Source organism: Candidatus Nanopelagicus abundans, from assembly GCF_002288305.1.
GTDB lineage: Bacteria > Actinomycetota > Actinomycetes > Nanopelagicales > Nanopelagicaceae > Nanopelagicus > Nanopelagicus abundans.
The window spans coordinates 756725-776575 of the sequence record NZ_CP016779.1; the positions used below are offsets into that span (position 1 = coordinate 756725).

Here is a 19851-nt window from a genome sequence, read left to right on the forward strand (position 1 = left end):
GCAACTGATACTCCACTTGGAGGCTAATCTCAAAGCATCTGAATTTTTTGAGCCAGCGCTCCACCAACCATTGCATGAATCTTTGTTCCTTCAGGTAAATACTCCTCGGAAATAATCTCACCCTGCTCATGAACAGCACTTACTAAATCTCCTCTACTAAATGGAATCACCGCATTAATCTCTACTTTTGGCTTTGGTAGAGCTGCTTCAATTGCCTTTACTAAAGTGTCAACACCATATCCAGTTCTTGCAGAGATTGCATAAGCGTTACTTTCATTACGTAGTAAATTCATAAGTACCTCGGGGGCAGATACATCTGCCTTGTTAATAGCGATGATCTCCATAATCTCACCACCGCCTATCTCATTAATTACCTGTCTAACTGCTCGCAGTTGCTCTTGTGGATCAGGATGGGAGCCGTCAACAACATGGACGATTAAGTCAGACTCTGAAACTTCTTCTAGTGTTGATTTAAATGCCTCTACTAATTGATGAGGAAGATGTCTTACAAAACCTACTGTGTCAACAAATGTGTAGATACGGCCATCAGCACTCTGAGTTTTTCTAACAGTTGGATCTAATGTGGCAAAGAGAGCATTTTCAACTAACACATCTGCGCCAGTTAATCTGTTTAAAAGCGAGGATTTTCCAGCATTTGTATAGCCAGCGATAGCAACGGAGGGAATATTTTTTCTTCTTCGTTCATTTCGCTTAGTATCACGAGAAATTTTCATCTCTTTAATCTCACGCCTTAGCTTTGACATCTTGTCATTAATTCTTCGTCGATCAGTTTCGATCTTTGTTTCTCCTGGTCCGCGACCACCAATTCCACCAGCCTGGCGAGAAAGTGACTCACCCCAACCACGAAGTCGTGGCAACATGTATGACATCTGAGCTAATTCAACTTGTGCCTTACCTTCTCTACTCTTCGCATGTTGGGCAAAAATATCTAATATCAAAGCTGTTCTATCAATTACTTTAACCTTAACTTTTTGTTCAAGAGTTCTAAGTTGAGCAGGTGATAATTCACCATCACAAACAACAGTATCCGCTCCAGTTGCTACAACCGCATCTCTAACTTCTTTAACCTTGCCAGAGCCGATAAATGTTGCTGAATCTGGTTTATCCCGGCGCTGGATTAATGCTTCCATAACTTGTGAGCCAGCAGTTTCAGCAAGTGCAGCTAACTCTTTAAGTGAGTTCTCTGCATCTAATGCACTGCCTTGTGTCCACACACCAACTAGGACAACTTTTTCAAGGCGAAGTTGGCGATACTCAGAATCAGAAACATCTTGTAACTCAGTAGATAATCCACTAACCCTGCGAAGCGCCTGACGATCTTGAAGATCTTGGTTAGAACTTACTGGGCTCTCATTTAATTCATAATCTGCAACTGCTTGTGCATTTTCCCTAATTAATGTGTCGATATCAATCTCAAGTGAGTCCTCTTTATCAAACTTTGAATCACTCACAAATACTTATCCAACTCAATATCTCTTACTAATTCAGCTGGGCCAGTTAAAGTAGCGTTGCTATGGGCATCAATTTCAACAATTAATTGTCCACCCGGTGGGTTAATTATCCACTTACTTGGAAGCTTTTTATTCTTCTCAATACTTGCAGCAAAAGCAACTGCACATGTACCAGTTCCACATGATTGGGTTTCACCCACTCCTCGTTCATGGACTCTCATCATGATCTCACCATTATCTAAAAACTGAACAAATTCGACGTTCACTCCATCTAAATATTGATCAGTTGGTAAAACAATTGGTGCACTCTTTAAATCTCCTATCAAAGTTAAATCATCAGTAAATACAACAGCATGTGGGTTACCTACATTAATGTTAAATCCTCGATACTTATTTGAATTCACCTCAACAATTATTTCACCTGGAATTTGTGAAACCTGACCCATATTTACTGAAATATCACCTTGCTCTGGCACTGCTAAAAACTTTTTTCCATCTCTAGTGTTAATTGCATAGATACCACTCATCTGGTGTTTACGATCAGTTAAATATCGAGCCATTACTCTTATGCCATTGCCACACATCTCAGCCTGAGTGCCATCAGCATTTGAATAATCCATAAACCAACTACCCTCTTTTTTTACAATTTTTATAAAGCCATCACTACCAACGCCAGTTTTGCGATCACAGATTCTTTTAATTTGTTCTTGTGAGAATTTCAGCTCATCACTTTCATCAAAGACCAATACAAAATCATTGTGTGTGCCATGACCGTAGGTAGCTTTAACCATTAATTAATACTAGCCAAGAGTTTTTCTAGCCGGACCTGCATTGAATCTGGGGCTAACCATTTAATCCGATCATCTCTAGAAAACCAGGTTTCCTGCCTTCTGGCATATGCCCTAGTAACTCGTTTGGTCTCCTGTTTTGCAAACTCTTCATCACATTCACCATTTAAGTAATTCATTATCTGGCTATAGCCAAGAGCTTTTTTAGCAGTTGTTGCCTGCTCCAACCCTTGTGTCATAAGTAGTGAAACCTCTCTTGCAAAACCTTTTGTCCACATATCATCAACGCGCTGATCAATTTTTTCATCTAAATTACTGCGATCAAGGACTAAACCAAATTGTTTAGCATTTGGATACTTACTACTTTCTTGCCTAGGTAAATTGGCTGTAAATGGCTTGCCAGTTAATTCAATCACTTCAAGTGCTCTAATTACTCTTCGAATATTTTCCTTCGGAATAGCTAACGCAGCTGCTGGATCTAATTTTGCAAGTTTTTCATGCATTATTTCATTTCCTAATTGATCTGCCTGCTCTGTTATTTTATCTCTAACCTGTGGATCAGTATCTGGAAAATTTAGATCATCTAGAATAGCTTTAATATAAAGACCAGTACCACCAACTACAACAACTGATTTACCTAAAGCAATTAATTCATCAATTTTATCTCTAGCTATCTGTTGATACCAAGAGACATTTGCCTCCTCAGTAATATCTAAAACATCAATTAAGTGATGTGCTACTGCATCTCGCTGCGCCATTGTTAGTTTTGCTGTGCCAATATCCATACCTTTATATACCTGCATTGAATCAGCATTTACTACTTCAGCATTTATTTCTTTAGCAAGGGCTACTGCTAATTCACTTTTACCAGTAGCAGTTGCACCACATATAACAGTTAAACTCATTTAATATTACAAAGATTTCAGTGAGCTAAGAGTTGGAATTCCTAACAAAATCTTTTTATCACCAATATCTTCCACCCAAGATGCGTGGACATCTCCACCTTTGGTTTTCGTAACTGATATCGGAGCACTGGCCAGAATATGATTAGCAAAGCCTTGCGTAACTTTTACTTTAACTAAATCACCAGGCCGGGCAGTATTTGCAGAATTATCAAAATGAGTAAGCCTGAAATCAGCACTTCGACCATTCATACGCTTTTGATCAACATCATGCCTGCCTTCATTACTAGATACTAATAACTCAACAGTTTTACCGATTTGCTTCTCATTTTCACTCTTTGATATCTCTTGTTGAATATTATGTAATTGGTTATATCTATGCGCCATTACATCATCACCTATTTGATCAGCCATTAAAGCTGCTGGTGTACCAGGCCGTTTTGAGTACTGGAATGTGTATGCTGCTGAAAATTTAGCTTGTTTAACAAGATTGATAGTGGCAGCAAAATCATCATCACTTTCTCCTGGAAAACCAACAATTATGTCAGTTGTAATTGCAGCATCAGGCATAGCCTTTCTAACTTTTTCAATTATTCCTAGGTAACGATCGGCGCGATATGAACGGCGCATTGCTTGCAAAATTTTATCGCTACCAGATTGCAGTGGCATATGCAGATGTGGCATAACATTTTTTGTTTGTGCCATTGCATCAATTACATCATCGGTAAAATCGCGTGGATGTGGTGACATAAATCTAACTCTTTCTAAACCTTGCACCTCACCACACTGGCGGAGTAACTTTGCAAATGCCCCGCGATCACCAAAATCAACTCCGTAAGCGTTAACATTTTGGCCAAGTAAAGTTATTTCAACTACCCCAGCATCAACTAATGCCCTCACCTCATTCATAATTTCATGAGCTGGTCGATCTTTTTCTATTCCGCGCAATTGAGGCACTATGCAAAATGTGCAGGTGTTATTACAACCTACTGAAACAGATACCCAGGCCGAAAAGGCTGAGTCTCGCTTTACTGGCAGAGTTGAGGGAAAGTGTTCAAGTGATTCTTTTATTTCAACTTGTGAAGCCTCTTCAATTCGAGCACGCTCTAACAGCATAGGTAGTGAACCAATATTGTGTGTACCAAATACCACATCAACATATGGTGCGCGTTTAATAATTATGTCTTTATCTTTTTGAGCCATGCAGCCACCTACTGCAATTTGAAAATTAGGATCACTTTTCTTCCGCGGTGCTAAAAAGGAGAGATTTCCATATAGTTTATTATCAGCGTTTTCTCTAACTGCGCAGGTATTAAATACAACTAAATCTGGTTGTGTATCAGCTAGTGCTTGGGTGTAGCCAGCATCTAGTAGAAGTCCGGCAATTCGCTCTGAATCATGGACATTCATCTGACATCCATAGGTTTCAACTACAAAGGTAGGCATTGCCTAATTCTACTTGCCTAATTAACGCTGGTTAACTCCCGCATAATTCTTGCGCAAATTCCATGTCCATAACCTTTGCGGGCTAAAAGTGATGAGATCCGGCGGTAGATGACCTCGGAATCAAGATGAGCAATAGAGTTGTATTTTCGCTGCGCAAGTGTAAAAGCTTGGGCATACTCACTTTCATCATCTATTTCTTCAATAACTTCGGTAATTATGTCTTGGGAGACGCCTTTAGTGCGAAGTTCACTGGCAATAACTCGCTTACTTAACTTCTTTGCCCTCTGCCTAGATTCTGACCATAATTTGGCAAACTCTAGATCATTTAATAAACCCTGTAGTTCAAGTGAATCTAAAACTGCATTAGCAGTATCAGATTCAACCCCACGCTTTAATAATTGTTTATATAACTCATCCCTACTCTTAGCACGAGGAGCGAGAGCATATAACGCAATCGACATCGCCTCTGAGTAGGGATCAGCTACAACAGCCTGAGATTTTTTCAAGGTGTTATTTATTTAGTTAGTGATTAAAACTCAACATCAGCGGTTGCTTCATCTACTGCTGCTACTAAGGCAGGATCTACCTCAGATGGCACATATGAAGTGCGGATCTTAGTTTCAATATCATTAGCAAGATCTGGATTATCAATTAAGAAGGCACGGGCATTTTCTTTACCCTGACCTAGTTGATCACCCTCATAGGTGAACCAGGCGCCAGATTTCTTAACAATTCCGATCTCAACACCCATATCAATTAATGATCCCTCACGGCTAATTCCGACACCGTAAATGATGTCAAACTCTGCTTGCTTAAATGGTGGAGCAACCTTGTTCTTAACGATCTTAACGCGGGTTCTATTACCAACCGCATCTTGACCATCTTTTAAGGTTTCAATTCTGCGTACATCTAAGCGAATTGAAGCGTAGAACTTAAGTGCTTTACCACCAGTTGTTGTCTCAGGAGATCCAAAGAAAACACCGATCTTATCTCTTAACTGATTGATAAATATTGCAGTGGTATTTGATTGGTGCAGTGCACCAGTCATTTTACGAAGTGCTTGTGACATCAGGCGAGCTTGTAGACCCATATGTGAGTCACCCATTTCACCTTCAATTTCAGCTCTTGGTACTAATGCTGCAACTGAGTCAACTACGACAATATCAATCGCACCTGATCTAACTAACATATCCATAATTTCAAGTGCCTGTTCACCAGTATCTGGTTGTGAAACTAATAGCGCATCAATATCAACGCCAAGTTTCTTTGCATACTCAGGATCTAATGCATGTTCAGCATCAATAAATGCTGCAATGCCACCAGCTTTTTGGGCATTTGCAATTGCATGTAATGCAACTGTGGTTTTACCTGATGATTCTGGGCCATAGATTTCAACTACTCGACCACGTGGCAGGCCGCCAACGCCGAGTGCGATATCTAATGCAACTGAGCCAGTTGGAATGACCTGCATAGCAACAGCTTTGCGGTCTCCCATTTTCATTACCGATCCTTTACCGAACTGACGCTCGATTTGGGCAAGGGCGGTATCTAGGGATTTAGCACGATCACTAGATCGTTTATCTTCTTTTTTCTCATCTTGTGGTTCTCTATTTGTAGAGGCCATAGTGATTTTTTCCTTTCATCTCCTTGACCAGCTCTAGGGCTTTCATCCCCTAATGCGAGGTCATATGTTCAGTCCAGAAGGTACGGAACATCACTGACGGCTGGCTGAGAGGCCAGCGGAACTGTGGAACCGCTCTGGTTGGGCAAGATAATTGTATCGAACAACTGTTCGAAAGGGTAAAACAGGGCTAGGACACGCCGTTATCTGTATTTTTCAGCCATCGAAGGGTTATGCCGAACTACTGCTTTCCATATCTCATCCGGCTCCATCCCCAATTCAATTGCCGCGTTCACACTTATCCCACCTAATTCGCTATGGATGATATCTCTGGCATAGGTGTCAGCATCTGGAAAGTAATCACTTAATTTACCTCGAAGTTGAGAAATCCTCATTAACTTAATTTAACGCAAATTAGATTAATCTCTAGTTAAATAAAGAAGCGGCAAGTCGCCTAGCTTGAGCAACTGATTCTTCTTCGGTAATTGGGGAGGCAATCTGCCCAATTAACCACCTAAGAATCACACCACATGCGGCTGAATCTGCGCCAAAAACTTTAGCAATTCCTTGATGGACTAATACCCAGGTTGGATGATTTGTAATTGTTACCAGTCTTGCAATATCACTAGGGTCTGATTCAACTAATTTACGAAGCGCCAAATCTTGGGAAATAGCATTTGAGAGTAGCGCTAACCCTTCCTGCCTTGAACTAGCTGCGAGCGCTAATTCAGTAAGCCTTATTACTTCAGATTCAACCAAAGATTCCATCATCTCTGCTTTATCCGCAAATTGATTATAGATAGTCGCCTTAGCTACCTGCGCGCTTACTGCGATATCTGCAATATTTGATTGATAATTTCCGACTTTAGCAATAACTAATTTAGCACCAGCTAAAATTGCGACTCTTGATTTATTACTAGTATCTCGTTGGCGGGCGTAGGTAACAAGCGCCGACTCGGCAGACAACTTAAGCTGCGGTCTCTACCACTTGCAAAGTCGAAATTGTTAATACTGGGGATTCGTGGGTTTTAACCACAGTGGCAACATCAACTAAGATTGTGGAAAGTGATAGATCAAGGGCTGTACAAATTGCATTTAACAATTCGCTAGAGGCCTCTTTGTGTCCGCGCTCTACCTCAGATAGATAACCGAGAGAGACTCGAGCACTCTTTGCAACATCTCGCAGGGTGCGTTCTTGCTCAATGCGGGCAGCACGAAGGGTGCTACCTATGTGGGTGCGTAGAAGTATCACGGCTTAAGAATACGCTCTAAAGCTGATAATGCGCTGGCAATTGTGGCGTGGCGGATAACTTCCCGCGTGCCAGGTAGAGAAAGAGCGACTGTGAAACTCTCTTTTTTACTTGCTACTGCGATCCAGACCGTTCCCGCTTTTTTTCCATAGGCCATACCTGGACCTGCCACACCAGTTGTAGCCAGAGCGTAATCTGTTTTAAATTTCTTAAGGCAAGACTGGGCCATTTCCAATACAACCTCTTCAGAGACTGGGCCATATTTTTTAAGATTAGATTTACTAACTAATAACTGATTAATTTTTACATCATCACTATAGGCAATTACCCCACCAACAAACACCTTTGAAGAACCTGCGATATCAGTTAGGGCGGTAGCCAGGCCTCCACCAGTAATTGATTCGGCCACACTTAAGTTCTTATTTAACTTACTTAACTTCTTAATAACTGATTTAGCAATCAATTCATTACTCACTTTCTAAGCACCTTTCTAAAGTAATCAACTCCAGTAGTAATGGTTAGATAAATGGCAACTGCTGTAAATAAGTCTCGCGGTAGATTTAAATATGATGGCAGCGGCAGGATATAGAAGCCGACTGAAAAGTTTTGGAAAAAAGTCTTTAACTTTGCGCCTTTACTAGCTGGGATTACGCCTTTTTTAATTACGGCAAATCTTAAAATAGTTACGGCTATCTCACGGGTTAAAAAGATTGCAGTTACCCACCAAGATAACATGCCAAGGAGTGAGGCTGAAATACTTGCGGTAGCAAGCATTGCTTTATCAGCGATTGGATCAAGCAATTTACCAAACTCAGTTATCTGATTTCTAGATCTTGCAATTTTTCCATCTAAAATATCACTTAGGCCAACAATAAAGAAAAGTATAAAAGCAATAATTCGCCAGCTATCATCTTCGCCGCCATTTTTAAATAATGCGTAGGCGCAAAATGGCAGAGCCAGGATTCGAAAAATTGTTAGGGTATTAGGAAGATTTAATTCCTTCACTTTTATAAAACCTGCGCAATCAAATCAACACCTAGGACATCACTAACTATTGCATCAACATACTCGCCCACGCGATACTTATTGCGGGACTTTATAAAAGTTGAGCCATCCACATCTGGTCCTTGATGCTCAGCTCTGCCCTCTTGCTCTAATTCATCCTCAATTAGGACGCAAACTTTCTCACCAATTCTCATCTCAGCTCGTTGCGTAATTAGTTCATCAACTAATGTGGAGAGTTCATTTACCCGCTCAGTTATTACTTCAGGTGCTACTTTATTTCCTAACGTAGCTCCCTCTGTTTTATCCTCATCAGAGTATGCAAATACGCCAATTGCATCTAATTGTGCCTGAGTTAAGAATTCAATTAACTCCATAAACTGGGCATCACTCTCACCTGGAAATCCCACAATAAAATTAGAGCGTATTCCAGCTGCTGGATTAAGCGCCCTAATTTGGGTAATTAGATGAAGAAACTTTTCACCATCTCCAAAGCGGCGCATGCTCCTTAATAGATCTCCATTGGCATGTTGAAATGAAAGATCAAAGTATGGAACTACTTTGTCCACGCTAACAATTGCTTGCAAAAGTGATGGCCTTACCTCTGCAGGTTGCAGGTAGGAAAGCCTGATTCTTTTAATGCCATCTATCTTTGCTAGATCTGGCAACATCTTCTCCATAAGCTTTAAATCACCAAAATCTTTTCCGTATGAGGTGGTGTTCTCACTAACTAAATAAAGCTCAGATACTCCATTATCTGCCAGCCATTTAGCCTCTTGGATAATCTCAGCAGGCTGGCGTGAGACAAAGGAACCCCTGAAATATGGAATCGCACAAAATGAGCATCTTCGATCGCAACCACTTGCAATTTTAAGAGGGGCAATTGGGGCGTCATTTAATCGCACTCGAAGAACTGAGCCAAGGGGTGAAATCTCAGCAGCCTTGTCTTGGGCACGTTGTTGCGCTCGCGCAACTGGCGCGATTGGTAGTAGAGCTCTGCGATCTTTAGGTACATGAGTATTAATTTTTCCACCATCAATAATGGTAGAAAGTCTGGCTGAAATATCTTTGTAATCATCAAAACTTAGAATTGCATCCGCCTCTGGCATTGCTGTAGCTAATTCATTTCCATACCTTTCAGCCATACAGCCAACTGCAACTACTGCTTTTGTGACACCATTTTCCTTAAGTGAATGAGCCTGAATTAGGGCATCAACTGAATCTTTTTTAGCACTTTCAATAAATCCACAGGTATTAATAACTGCAATCTCTGCCTTTGCCGGATCTGAAACTAACTTCCATCCATCAGCAGCTAGCCTTCCAGCTAACTCTTCAGAATCTGTCTCATTTCGGGCACAACCTAAAGTCACCAAGGCAACTGTTCGAGGTGATTTATTATTTATGGTTTTAGCGCTCACTATGCGCTAAGGATAGCGCGAAAAATTACTACTCTTTTTTCTACTACAACTGCCCGTTTTCATCAAAATCTAACCGAACTACCTCACCATCAGCGCCAGCAACTCCCAAATCTGTGCCATTTAAATTCAGCTTAACCGCCCCAGCATTACCAATAACCACTTTTAGAATCCTTGAATCATTAAATGCTGCAATCTGTCCTTCAGTAATATGACCATTAAATATTACTTGATCATCTGCGTTAGTTAACCCAACCCAGCTCTTGCCATATACACCGGTAAGAACAAGATTAACTCCCGCTGGTAGGACAATTTTAGAGGTACTCTCTTGCACACTTGGCTTCTTAACTGAGATTGTAGTTACGCCATCACTAATTGATGCAACATTATTAATTGCAACCTGAGCGATAAAGCCAACACTTAATGCAGTAGCTGAAATAGTCGCAAGGGTGCCAAATTTCATTCTCTTCTTCTCTTTAGGCCTATCCGCAACACTATTTTCAGCTAACTGATCAATTATTTTCTTACTCTCAATACTCTGAGCTGCCTCAAGTTCGGCTACTAAAATATCTGCATCAATATTAATTGCTTTGCCAGTTTTTAAATTTATTGCTTTTGCAATAGTTCTAACATGTCCACGGGCATATGCAATACCACCGCAAACCTCAACTGAATTATTTTCTAAATCTCTTATAACCCCTGCGCGAATATTTGTAATTGCTGAAATTTGCTCAACGCTTAAACCAGCAGCTTCTCGCGCTTGCTGTAAGGATGATTTTTCTGCCATCGCTTTACCTGTCTTACTTGGGGAGTCTAAGGGTAATGCCGTTTAGGAATTTTAGACAGTTTTTTTCTTAGATCTTTTGGGGGTCAGCGCGCCCAGTTTCTATCAATCCTAAAGTTCACCCAGTCATTCACCCCCCCCGAAGATTGGTGAATTATTGATTACCGCGAAGTGACTCCAGTACATCTGGCATTTGCTCGGCGTTAATTAAAACAGTTCTGGCCTTTGAACCTTCAGTTGGTCCAACTATTCCGCGACTTTCCATTAAATCCATTAACCGACCAGCTTTAGCAAATCCAACTCTTAATTTACGTTGCAACATTGAAGTTGATCCAAATTGTGTAGAGACAACTAGTTGAACTGCTTGTAATAATAAATCAAGATCATCTCCGACATCATCAGTTACTAAATTTGATTTTATCGGTGCATTTAAATCAATTCTATAAACCGGCTGTAGTTGCCCCTTAACATGATTAACAACTGCTTCAATCTCACGCTCTGAAACATAAGCACCTTGAATACGAACTGCCTTACTTGCTCCCATTGGTAGGAATAAACCATCACCTTGTCCAACTAATTTTTCAGCCCCTGGTGTATCTAAAATAACTCTTGAATCAGCCAAGCTACTAGTTGCAAAAGATAATCTAGATGGCACATTTGCTTTAATTAAACCAGTAACAATATCAACGCTAGGCCGCTGAGTTGCAAGAACTAAGTGAATACCGGCAGCTCTTGCTAATTGAGTAATCCTTACTATTGATTCCTCGACCTCTCGTGCTGCCACCATCATAAGATCTGCTAGCTCATCAACAATTACTAACAAATAAGGATATGGCTCAAGAGTTCTTTCACTACCCGCAACTGCAGTTATTTTTCCAGATTTAACTGCTTTATTAAAATCATCAATATGTCTAAAACCAAAGACTGATAGATCGTCATAACGCATCTCCATCTCACGAACTACCCAAGCTAGAACATCTGCAGCTTTTTTAGGGTTGGTAATAATTGGCGCAATTAGATGGGGCACGCCCTCATAATTTGTTAGCTCAACACGTTTTGGATCAATCATTACTAGGCGAACTTCATCAGGTGTTGCCCGCATAAGAATTGAAACAACTAAAGAGTTAATCATGGAAGATTTACCAGCACCCGTAGCACCAGCAACTAATAGGTGGGGCATCTTGGCTAAATTTGCACACAAGAAAGATCCTTCAACATCTTTACCTAACGCAATTAACATTGGGTGCGGATCACTACCTGAAACTGAGGAACGCAGCACATCTCCTAGTGCCACAATTTCTCGGTCTGAGTTTGGTATCTCAATTCCAACTGCTGATTTGCCAGGAATTGGCGAAAGTATTCTTATCTCACCACTTGCCACTGCATATGCAATATTTTTTGAGAGCGCCGAAATAGCCTCCACTTTAACGCCATTACCAAGTTCAACTTCATAACGAGTAACTGTTGGCCCGCGCATAAAACCAGTAACTTGGGCATCAACTTCAAATTGATCAAATACCTGCTTAAGAGCTGCAACTACAGTTTCATTTACCTTTGATTTACCTTTTGCAGTTGGCCCCGCTCGAAGCAAATCAGCTGGTGGCAATTCATACTTAATATCTGAGGATAAGAGCAGTTGCTGTGGTCTTATGTTTTCATTTTTTACTGGTTTACTAATCTTTGGAATTGCCTGAGTTACCTCATCAAAATCTTCAAGTTCTACTTCATAATCTAATTCAGATGGCTCATACTCTTCAACTAAATCTTTAACCAGTGGAGTTTCAAAAGGAGGAGATTCACTTACCTCAAAATCTTCATCAACTAAACGCTGTGCCCGCCTTGCTCTAACACTTCCTATACCAGCTGTCCCTATCTTAAATACTTTCATGAACTGCCTGATTAGTTTTGAAAATGAGGTCTTAGTTATTACAAGTAAACCAAAAATAAGGAAGATAATTAAAATTGGAATAGCTAAAATCTCGGTGACTAAAGTAATAAGTGGAGTTGAAATACCATAGCCAACCCAGCCACCACCTTCACGAATAGCTGTTGCACCACTACCAACTGAGCCATTAATAATGTGAGCAAGGGAGGTGGTACTAAATAGAATTAAAATAGTTCCGATTGTTATTCGCCCAACTGCGGCAGGGTCATCCGGTGATTTAAACAGTCGATATGCAAAATAGATAAATATTAATGGCGTTAAGTATGCAAGAACTCCAACTGCTCCAAATAAAAATGCATAAATACCTCTACCTAATACATTATCTAATTCAAACCAAGTCCCAGATCCTGCAAGTAGAGCCAAAATAAAAAGAAAGAATGCAATGCCATCTCGCTGGTGCTCAGGATCTAAATCTTTTGATGACCGGAAAACAAACCTAACTGCGCTTCCTATAATTTTAGAAATTAAACGCCAAACAGAGCTAATTGCTCTTATGAGAGCCGGTAATATTCCGGATTTCTTTGACGAATTTTTCTTCTTTGCCATAGAAGATAAGCCTAAAGAATAAGTTAATTACTTGGTGTAATCGGCGCGCACTTTATCCTAAAACTTAACTAAATTTGGATTACTAAACCTCAACTACTAATGGAATGATCATCGGTTTTCGACGATGTTCCTCCCCTACCCAGCTTCCGATTGTTTTGCGAACAACTTGAGATAGTTGGTGTGTGCCATTAAATCCGCCGGCCACCGCCTTACTTAATGCCTTTTCAATATCACCTTTAACATCATCAAATAATGTTTTATCCTCTGTAAATCCCCTGGCATGAATATCTGGGCCGGCCACAATCTTTCCGCTTTGAGAATCAATTACTACTACTACTGAAATAAACCCTTCATCTCCTAAAATTCTTCTATCTTTTAATGAACTCTCAGTTATTTCTCCAACACTTTGACCATCAACATAAACATAACCACATGGGATTGATCCTGAGATATCAGCATGGCCATCTGCAACATCAATAGTGATTCCATTTTCAGCAATTACAACATTATGTTCAGATAAACCTGATTGCATAGCAAGATCTGCATTTGCTCGCATATGCCGCCACTCACCGTGAACTGGTAATACATTTTTTGGCTTAACTACTTCATAACAATGCAGAAGTTCTCCAGCTGAAGCGTGACCAGATACGTGCACCATTGCATTTCCTTTATGCACAACATGGGCACCAAATCTAGTTAATTCATTAATTACTCGGTAAACAGATTTTTCATTTCCTGGGATCAAGGAAGAAGCCAGTACAACTGTGTCACCTTTTCCAACCATAATCTCATGATCACCATTTGCGATCCTAGAGAGTGCGGCAAGTGGTTCACCTTGAGAGCCGGTGCAAATTAATACAATTTTGTCACCAAAACTATCAATATCCTTGTAATCAACAACTAATCCAGTGGGTACTTTTAAATATCCTAAATCTTCAGCCAACTTCATGTTACGAATCATTGACCTACCTACATAGGCAACTTTTCGGTTTGCTTCTTGGGCTGCATTTAATACCTGCTGAATTCTGTGTACATGAGATGCAAATGAGGTGATAACAACCCGGCGAGGTGTCTTAGCTATCGCCTCCTTAAGCGCTGGATAGATATCTTTCTCGGCAACTGTTAGGCCAGGTACATCAGCATTTGTTGAATCTACTAAAAATAGATCAACTCCTTCTTTGCCTAATCTTGCAAAAGTTTCTAAATCAGTAACCTTTCCATCTAGTGGCATCTTGTCCATTTTAAAGTCACCAGTATGTAAAATAACTCCAGCTGGTGTTTTAATTGCAACAGCAAGTGAATCTGGAATCGAATGATTTACAGTTACAAATTCAAGTGTGAACGGACCAACTTTTTCTATTTGACCAGCTTTAACCTGCGTCATAGGCGCACTCATTCGTCGTTCTTTAAGTTTTGGTGCCACAAATGCAAGAGTTAACTGAGAACCAATTATTCGAATATCACTACGTTCTCTTAATAAATATGGCACCGCTCCTATGTGATCCTCGTGCCCATGAGTTAAAAAGATTGCTTCAATATCATTCATTCGATCTTTAAGATATGAAAAATCTGGCAAAATTAAATCAATTCCAGGTTGATCATCGCCTGGAAATAAAACACCGCAGTCAACAATTAACAATCTTCCTTCATACTCAAATACGGTCATATTTCGACCGATCTCACCTAAGCCACCTAGGGCCACAATGCGCAGAGTTTTTTTAGCTAATTTTGCAGGGTAAGGCAAACCAGGATGGGGATGATTCATTTATTTATTTTAATTTAACGCCGCCGGCTTGCAGATCAACCTTTAATTGGGCAACTTGCGCCTCGGTTGCATCGACAAGTGGCAATCTAGTAAATCCACCAGGAAGACCCATTAAATTTAATGCAGCCTTTGTAAGTATCGCACCTTGTGTACGAAATGTTCCAGTAAATACTGGAAGTAATTGTTGATGTATTTCAAGTGCTTTATTTGAATCTCCTTTAAACCATGCATCTAACATCGCTCGTAATTGTGAGCCAACGGTATGGCCACAAACTGAAACAAACCCAACTGCTCCGACTGAAAGTAGCGGAAGATTTAAAATATCATCACCAGAATAAACTGGAATTGCGCATCTTTTAATTACCCAAGAGGTAGCAGCTGGGTTTCCTTTTGCATCTTTAAGTGCTGCAATATTTTTATGCTCAGATAACTTAACAATTGTGTCCGACTCAATTTCAACACCGGTACGGCCAGGAATGTCATAAATCATTACTGGTACATCAGTGGCATCGGCCATCGCTTTAAAGTGAGCTTCAATTCCAGATTGTGGTGGCTTGTTGTAATAAGGAGTTACAACCAATAAGCCATCTGCTCCAGCTTTAGCGGCGCGCTTTGCTTGCTCAATTGAATGTGAGGTTTCATTATTTCCAGCTCCAGCAATAATTTTAATTTTATCACCGACTACTTTTCTTACTGTCTTAACTATCTGATCTTTTTCATCATCAGATGTAGTTGGTGCCTCACCAGTTGTGCCATTAACTGCAATTCCATCATGCCCTATTGAGACAAGATGATTGGCAATTTTTTCTACCCCAGCCCAATCAATCTCACCTGATTTTGTAAATGGTGTAACCATTGCGGTAATTAACCGTCCAAATGGTGGCGTAATTTGCATGGCTTAAGGCTACCGCTTATTTATGGCGCTATGCGGCCAGATTTTTCAAATGCTCCATAGGTGATCGGCATTAGCTTGGCGAATTCGGCTTCCATCTTCTCTGCAACCATCTCAATCTCACGTTGCGGGTATGACGGAAAGTGTGAACCTTCACGCGCTGTTCGCAGTGATAGAAAATTCATTAACGCCCGAGCATTCATAGTTACGTACATAGATGAGTAAAGTGTTACTGGTAATACTGCTCTTGCCACCTCACGTGCTACGCCTGCATCAAGCATCTTTTGATAATTTGCATATGCTAATTTGCATGTCTCTTTAATTGCTTCAACAGTTATTTCATATTGTTCAGCATTGCCATCAATAAATGTGTAGGAACCAGCTTTGCCAATCTGAACTAATTTACGCTCCTTACTTGGAACATAAAATACTGGCTTTAGTTCACGATAGCGACCACTTTCTTCATTATATGAAGCGATCCGATGTCGCATAAATTCTCTAAAAACAAAAATAGGAGCTGAAATAAAAAACGTCATTGAGGTATGTTCAAATGGTGAACCATGTCGCTCTCTTGCTAAATAATTTATCAAACCTTCAGACTTAGAAGCATCGGAACCAACATCTTCTAATGATTTATCCCCTGCAGTTGAAACACGTGCAGCCCAAACAACATCAGCATCACTCGCACTAGATTTAACTAGCTCAACTGACATATCCTCACGAAAAATGATCTCATCACTCATGACGGTGACCCTATCTTTGGTGATTGATGATTACTTGGATTAAGGTATCGGCGTGTTCATTAATCCAAAGACAAATCCGGTAGATCGAACCTCTTTAAGCGTTGCTTTTACCGTTGGTCTTTATGGGGCAGCCTTTGGCGCAGCCGGAGTAACTGCAGGATTTTCGATCTTACAAACCTGCCTGCTTTCACTTTTACTCTTCTCTGGTGCATCACAATTCGCAGTTGTTGGAATTATGGGCGCAGGTGGATCTGCAATTAGCGCCATAGCAACTGCTACCTTGCTCGGTTTTCGTAACGCACTTTATGGAATTCAGATGGCTCCTATCCTAAAAGTTATTGGGATAAAAAGAATTCTTTCTGCTCAGATAACAATTGATGAATCAACTGCAGTTGCTACTCTGCAAGAAAATGACTCTGACAGGCGCCGTGGTTTTTATGTCACAGGTATTGGAGTTTATGTATTTTGGAATTTATTCACTTATTTAGGCGCCCTAGGTGCAAGTGCAATAGGTGATCCAGCAGCATGGGGATTAGATGCGGCAGTTCCAGCAGCATTTTGTGGATTAGTTTGGCCACGAATTAAAAAGAAGCGAGAATTTTTAATCACAGCAGCAGCAATTGCATTGGCATTGCTATTAACACCAATCGCTCCTGCTGGAGTGCCAATAATTACTACGGTGATACTTGCTGTGATTTTTGGGTGGAAAAAATGACCGCAATTTGGATAGCAGTAATTGGATCGAGCTTGACCGCATTCTTAAACAAATACATTGGTCACAGCGTTCCAGAAAAATGGCTAGATAGGCCAAGATTTAAAAGAATTAATACCCTTGTTCCAATTGTTTTACTCAGCGCTTTAGTTGGTATTCAAACATTTGCGCAAGGTAATGAGCTAGTAATTGATCAAAGAGTAGCTGGAGTAGCCGTTGCGCTGATAGCTTTAAAGTTTAAAGCGCCATTTCCAGTAGTTGTAATCTCAGCAGCAATAACCTCTGCTGGAATATATAACTTGTTTTAAAGAACCTTTAAAGACTCAAGTTTTTCTTTTAGCGCAGAATCAGATGGCTCAGTTAAATGGGTTCCATCTGAGAAAATAATTACTGGAATTGAGCGCATACCTCCATTAATTTCAATTACTTTATCTGAGGCCGAGGCATCAGCTTCAACATCGATGTAGTTGTATTTAACATTATTTGAATCTAAAAACTTCTTTGAACGGCGGCAATCTCCACACCATTCTGCTCCATACATTGTTATTTCACTCATTTCATATCCTCCATGTAATTTTCAAGACCAACTGTTAGTCCTGGGTATTTTTTCACATTTCTAATTCCAATTAAAAGGCCAGGCATAAACCCTGCTCGATTAATTGAGTCATGGCGAATAGTTAATGTCTCGCCCATATCGCCAAAAATTACCTCTTGATGGGCAACATAACCATGGGAGCGAACTGAGTGAATTGGAACATCACCAACTTTAGATCCGCGTGATCCTGGTAATGCTGATTTAGTTGAATCCGGCATCGCAGGTTTTTTGGTTAGTTTTCTAGAATCCGTAATCATTTCAGCAGTTCGAATTGCTGTACCAGATGGTGCATCTACTTTATTGGCATGGTGTAATTCAATAATTTCAGCACTTTCAAAGTATTTTGCTGCTGTTTGTGAGAATTGCATCATCAGTACAGCGCCTAACCCAAAGTTAGGAGCAATTAGTGCGCCAACTTTTGGATTCTTACTTAGTAGCTCTTTTAATTGCGCTAGTCTTTTTTGATCAAATCCAGTTGTTCCTACCACAACATGAATACCATTATTTATCGCAAACTCTAAGTTTTTCATAACTGAATCAGGATTAGTAAAATCAACAACAACTTCAGTGTTTGTTTTGATTAATTCTTCAAGTGAATCTCCAAGGTCAAGGGATGCACTTAGTGTTAAGTCAGTTGCTGCGCTAATTGCAGAAACTGCTTCTGTACCCATTTTTCCTTTAGCACCAAGAACTGCGACCTTCATGAAATTAACCTTTCAAACTCAGAAGTAGATCTAAATGGTCCCACTACCGCAAGGGTAGGAGATATTGGCAAGCTTTCGCTGGCAATTTCCTTAATTTGCTCAGGTGTTACTGAAGAAATCTCGCGCAATATTTCATCAAAGCTAAGGACTTGCCCATAAACCAACTCACTTTTACCAATTCGAGTCATTCTGGAGCCAGTGTCCTCTTGGCTTAATACTAAAGAGCCAGAAACTGCCCCTTTTGCCCTACTGATCTCATCACTAGTTAATCCATTCTCGGCAACATCGTAGAGAATACTTTGAATTATTTTTATTGCTTCCTTTGCCTTATTTGGTTTACATCCAACATAAAAAGATAAAACTCCACTACCTGCAAATTGCTGACTATAAGCATATGTTGAATAAGCAAGCCCGCGTTTTTCTCTAATCTCTTGAAATAATCTAGATGACATACCACCACCAAGAGCTGAAGATAAGATGCCGAGTGCAAATCTGCGTTTATCATCTCTAGCAACTCCAGGAACGCCGTAAACAATATGTGCTTGCTCAGTTTTACGTTCTAACAGAGTTACTTCACCTTTTCTTGCGACCTTAATCTGGGGTGAGATTCTTACCTTAAAATCCTTTTTAGGCTGATCAAGAAAATTATCCTTTGAAAGTGCCTCTTCAACCATTGCTACTACATTTTTATGCTTAACATTTCCAGCTACTGAAACAACTAAATCCTCTGGTTTATATCGATTTCTATAGTAATTAAAAACAGTATTACGACTCATACTTTTAATTGATTTAACTGTTCCCAAAATTGGGCGACCAAGTGGGGTGTCACCATAGTATTTTTCAAGAAATAAATCATGGATTAAATCACTTGGATCATCATCACGCATTGCTATTTCTTCAAGTACAACCTTGCGCTCAGCATCAACATCAGCTGCTTTAACTACAGATGATGTAATCAGATCACTTATTACATCAATAGCTAGTGGTAGATCTTTATCAATCACCCGTGCATAAAAACAGGTGTACTCCTTTGAGGTAAATGCATTTGTCTCACCACCAACTGCTTCAATAGCGGATGAAATTTCTAAAGAAGATCTCTTTTTTGTTCCCTTAAATAATAGGTGCTCTAAAAAATGTGAGGCTCCCGCAGTTGAAACTGTTTCATCGCGGGAGCCAACATTGACCCAAATACCAAAAGCTGCAGAGCGAACAGATCTTTCCTCTTCAGTGACTATACGTAGGCCACTTGATAAGACCGTTCTTGCCAAA

The 19851-nt window shown here is 40.2% G+C and carries 22 protein-coding genes; 2 read left to right on the forward strand and 20 right to left on the reverse strand.

Going from position 1 to position 19851, the window contains the following annotated elements:
- Nucleotides 1–29 precede the first annotated feature (29 nt).
- From hflX to thyX, 17 genes are all read right to left on the reverse strand, one after another.
- Complete coding sequence (gene hflX / locus B1sIIB91_RS03955; RefSeq protein WP_095688314.1) at nt 30–1472, reverse strand: GTPase HflX; 1443 nt, start codon at nt 1470–1472, stop codon at nt 30–32.
- The gene (gene dapF / locus B1sIIB91_RS03960) at nt 1469–2263 is read right to left on the reverse strand and encodes a diaminopimelate epimerase (RefSeq protein WP_095688315.1); all 795 of its coding nucleotides are present in this window, start codon (nt 2261–2263) and stop codon (nt 1469–1471) included. Before dapF ends, hflX begins: the two co-directional genes overlap by 4 nt.
- Complete coding sequence (gene miaA, locus B1sIIB91_RS03965; RefSeq protein WP_095688316.1) at nt 2263–3165, reverse strand: tRNA (adenosine(37)-N6)-dimethylallyltransferase MiaA; 903 nt, start codon at nt 3163–3165, stop codon at nt 2263–2265. The genes dapF and miaA overlap by 1 nt, the downstream gene beginning before the upstream one ends.
- Before the next feature lie 6 nt (nt 3166–3171).
- Nucleotides 3172–4608 carry a tRNA (N6-isopentenyl adenosine(37)-C2)-methylthiotransferase MiaB gene (gene miaB, locus B1sIIB91_RS03970; protein ID WP_095688317.1) on the reverse strand — a complete coding sequence of 479 codons (1437 nt, stop codon included), beginning with the start codon at nt 4606–4608 and terminating at the stop codon, nt 3172–3174.
- A gap of 17 nt (nt 4609–4625) precedes the next feature.
- Complete coding sequence (locus B1sIIB91_RS03975; protein ID WP_095688318.1) at nt 4626–5069, reverse strand: regulatory protein RecX; 444 nt, start codon at nt 5067–5069, stop codon at nt 4626–4628.
- A 68-nt stretch (nt 5070–5137) separates the two neighbouring features.
- Complete coding sequence (gene recA / locus B1sIIB91_RS03980; RefSeq protein WP_095688319.1) at nt 5138–6232, reverse strand: recombinase RecA; 1095 nt, start codon at nt 6230–6232, stop codon at nt 5138–5140.
- A 200-nt stretch (nt 6233–6432) separates the two neighbouring features.
- The gene (locus B1sIIB91_RS03985) at nt 6433–6624 is read right to left on the reverse strand and encodes a DUF3046 domain-containing protein (protein WP_095688320.1); all 192 of its coding nucleotides are present in this window, start codon (nt 6622–6624) and stop codon (nt 6433–6435) included.
- Between the two features lie 31 nt (nt 6625–6655).
- Entirely contained in the window at nt 6656–7195 is a 540-nt protein-coding gene (locus B1sIIB91_RS03990; RefSeq protein ID WP_095688321.1) for a TetR/AcrR family transcriptional regulator, read from the reverse strand.
- A 1-nt stretch (nt 7196) separates the two neighbouring features.
- Nucleotides 7197–7481, reverse strand: a complete 285-nt coding sequence (locus B1sIIB91_RS03995) for a helix-turn-helix domain-containing protein (RefSeq protein WP_095688322.1) — start codon at nt 7479–7481, stop codon at nt 7197–7199.
- On the reverse strand, nt 7478–7954 hold the full coding sequence (locus B1sIIB91_RS04000; RefSeq protein WP_095688323.1) for a CinA family protein: 477 nt from the start codon (nt 7952–7954) through the stop codon (nt 7478–7480). Before B1sIIB91_RS04000 ends, B1sIIB91_RS03995 begins: the two co-directional genes overlap by 4 nt.
- The gene (gene pgsA / locus B1sIIB91_RS04005) at nt 7951–8484 is read right to left on the reverse strand and encodes a CDP-diacylglycerol--glycerol-3-phosphate 3-phosphatidyltransferase (protein WP_223298578.1); all 534 of its coding nucleotides are present in this window, start codon (nt 8482–8484) and stop codon (nt 7951–7953) included. The genes B1sIIB91_RS04000 and pgsA overlap by 4 nt, the downstream gene beginning before the upstream one ends.
- A 2-nt stretch (nt 8485–8486) precedes the next feature.
- On the reverse strand, nt 8487–9899 hold the full coding sequence (rimO, locus tag B1sIIB91_RS04010) for a 30S ribosomal protein S12 methylthiotransferase RimO (RefSeq protein ID WP_095688325.1): 1413 nt from the start codon (nt 9897–9899) through the stop codon (nt 8487–8489).
- 43 nt (nt 9900–9942) lie between these two features.
- Entirely contained in the window at nt 9943–10683 is a 741-nt protein-coding gene (locus B1sIIB91_RS04015; protein ID WP_095688326.1) for a helix-turn-helix domain-containing protein, read from the reverse strand.
- Nucleotides 10684–10834: 151 nt separating this feature from the next.
- The gene (locus B1sIIB91_RS04020; protein WP_095688327.1) at nt 10835–13171 is read right to left on the reverse strand and encodes an FtsK/SpoIIIE family DNA translocase; all 2337 of its coding nucleotides are present in this window, start codon (nt 13169–13171) and stop codon (nt 10835–10837) included.
- Between the two features lie 82 nt (nt 13172–13253).
- Nucleotides 13254–14936: a ribonuclease J gene (locus tag B1sIIB91_RS04025; RefSeq protein ID WP_095688328.1), complete on the reverse strand. Its 1683-nt coding sequence runs from the start codon at nt 14934–14936 to the stop codon at nt 13254–13256.
- Between the two features lie 4 nt (nt 14937–14940).
- Nucleotides 14941–15831, reverse strand: coding sequence for a 4-hydroxy-tetrahydrodipicolinate synthase (gene dapA / locus B1sIIB91_RS04030; RefSeq protein WP_095688329.1), 891 nt, complete (start codon nt 15829–15831; stop codon nt 14941–14943).
- A 20-nt stretch (nt 15832–15851) separates the two neighbouring features.
- A complete protein-coding gene (thyX, locus tag B1sIIB91_RS04035; protein WP_095688330.1) occupies nt 15852–16571 on the reverse strand; it encodes an FAD-dependent thymidylate synthase in 720 nt (239 codons plus the stop codon).
- Between the two features lie 52 nt (nt 16572–16623).
- On the opposite strand from thyX, the gene B1sIIB91_RS04040 reads away from it, so the two are divergent.
- Together B1sIIB91_RS04040 and B1sIIB91_RS04045 are read left to right on the forward strand one after the other, a co-directional pair.
- On the forward strand, nt 16624–17286 hold the full coding sequence (locus tag B1sIIB91_RS04040; protein WP_095688331.1) for an AzlC family ABC transporter permease: 663 nt from the start codon (nt 16624–16626) through the stop codon (nt 17284–17286).
- Nucleotides 17283–17591: an AzlD domain-containing protein gene (locus B1sIIB91_RS04045; RefSeq protein WP_095688332.1), complete on the forward strand. Its 309-nt coding sequence runs from the start codon at nt 17283–17285 to the stop codon at nt 17589–17591. The genes B1sIIB91_RS04040 and B1sIIB91_RS04045 overlap by 4 nt, the downstream gene beginning before the upstream one ends.
- Here the strand turns inward: B1sIIB91_RS04045 and B1sIIB91_RS04050 are convergent.
- From B1sIIB91_RS04050 to B1sIIB91_RS04060, 3 genes are read right to left on the reverse strand one after another with little or no spacing between them, the layout of a single operon-like run.
- Entirely contained in the window at nt 17588–17839 is a 252-nt protein-coding gene (locus B1sIIB91_RS04050; protein ID WP_095688333.1) for a glutaredoxin domain-containing protein, read from the reverse strand. The two genes, B1sIIB91_RS04045 and B1sIIB91_RS04050, sit on opposite strands and share 4 nt — an antisense overlap.
- A complete protein-coding gene (dapB, locus tag B1sIIB91_RS04055; protein ID WP_095688334.1) occupies nt 17836–18582 on the reverse strand; it encodes a 4-hydroxy-tetrahydrodipicolinate reductase in 747 nt (248 codons plus the stop codon). The genes B1sIIB91_RS04050 and dapB overlap by 4 nt, the downstream gene beginning before the upstream one ends.
- Nucleotides 18579–19850 carry a M16 family metallopeptidase gene (locus B1sIIB91_RS04060; protein WP_095688335.1) on the reverse strand — a complete coding sequence of 424 codons (1272 nt, stop codon included), beginning with the start codon at nt 19848–19850 and terminating at the stop codon, nt 18579–18581. Before B1sIIB91_RS04060 ends, dapB begins: the two co-directional genes overlap by 4 nt.
- Nucleotide 19851 lies beyond the last annotated feature (1 nt).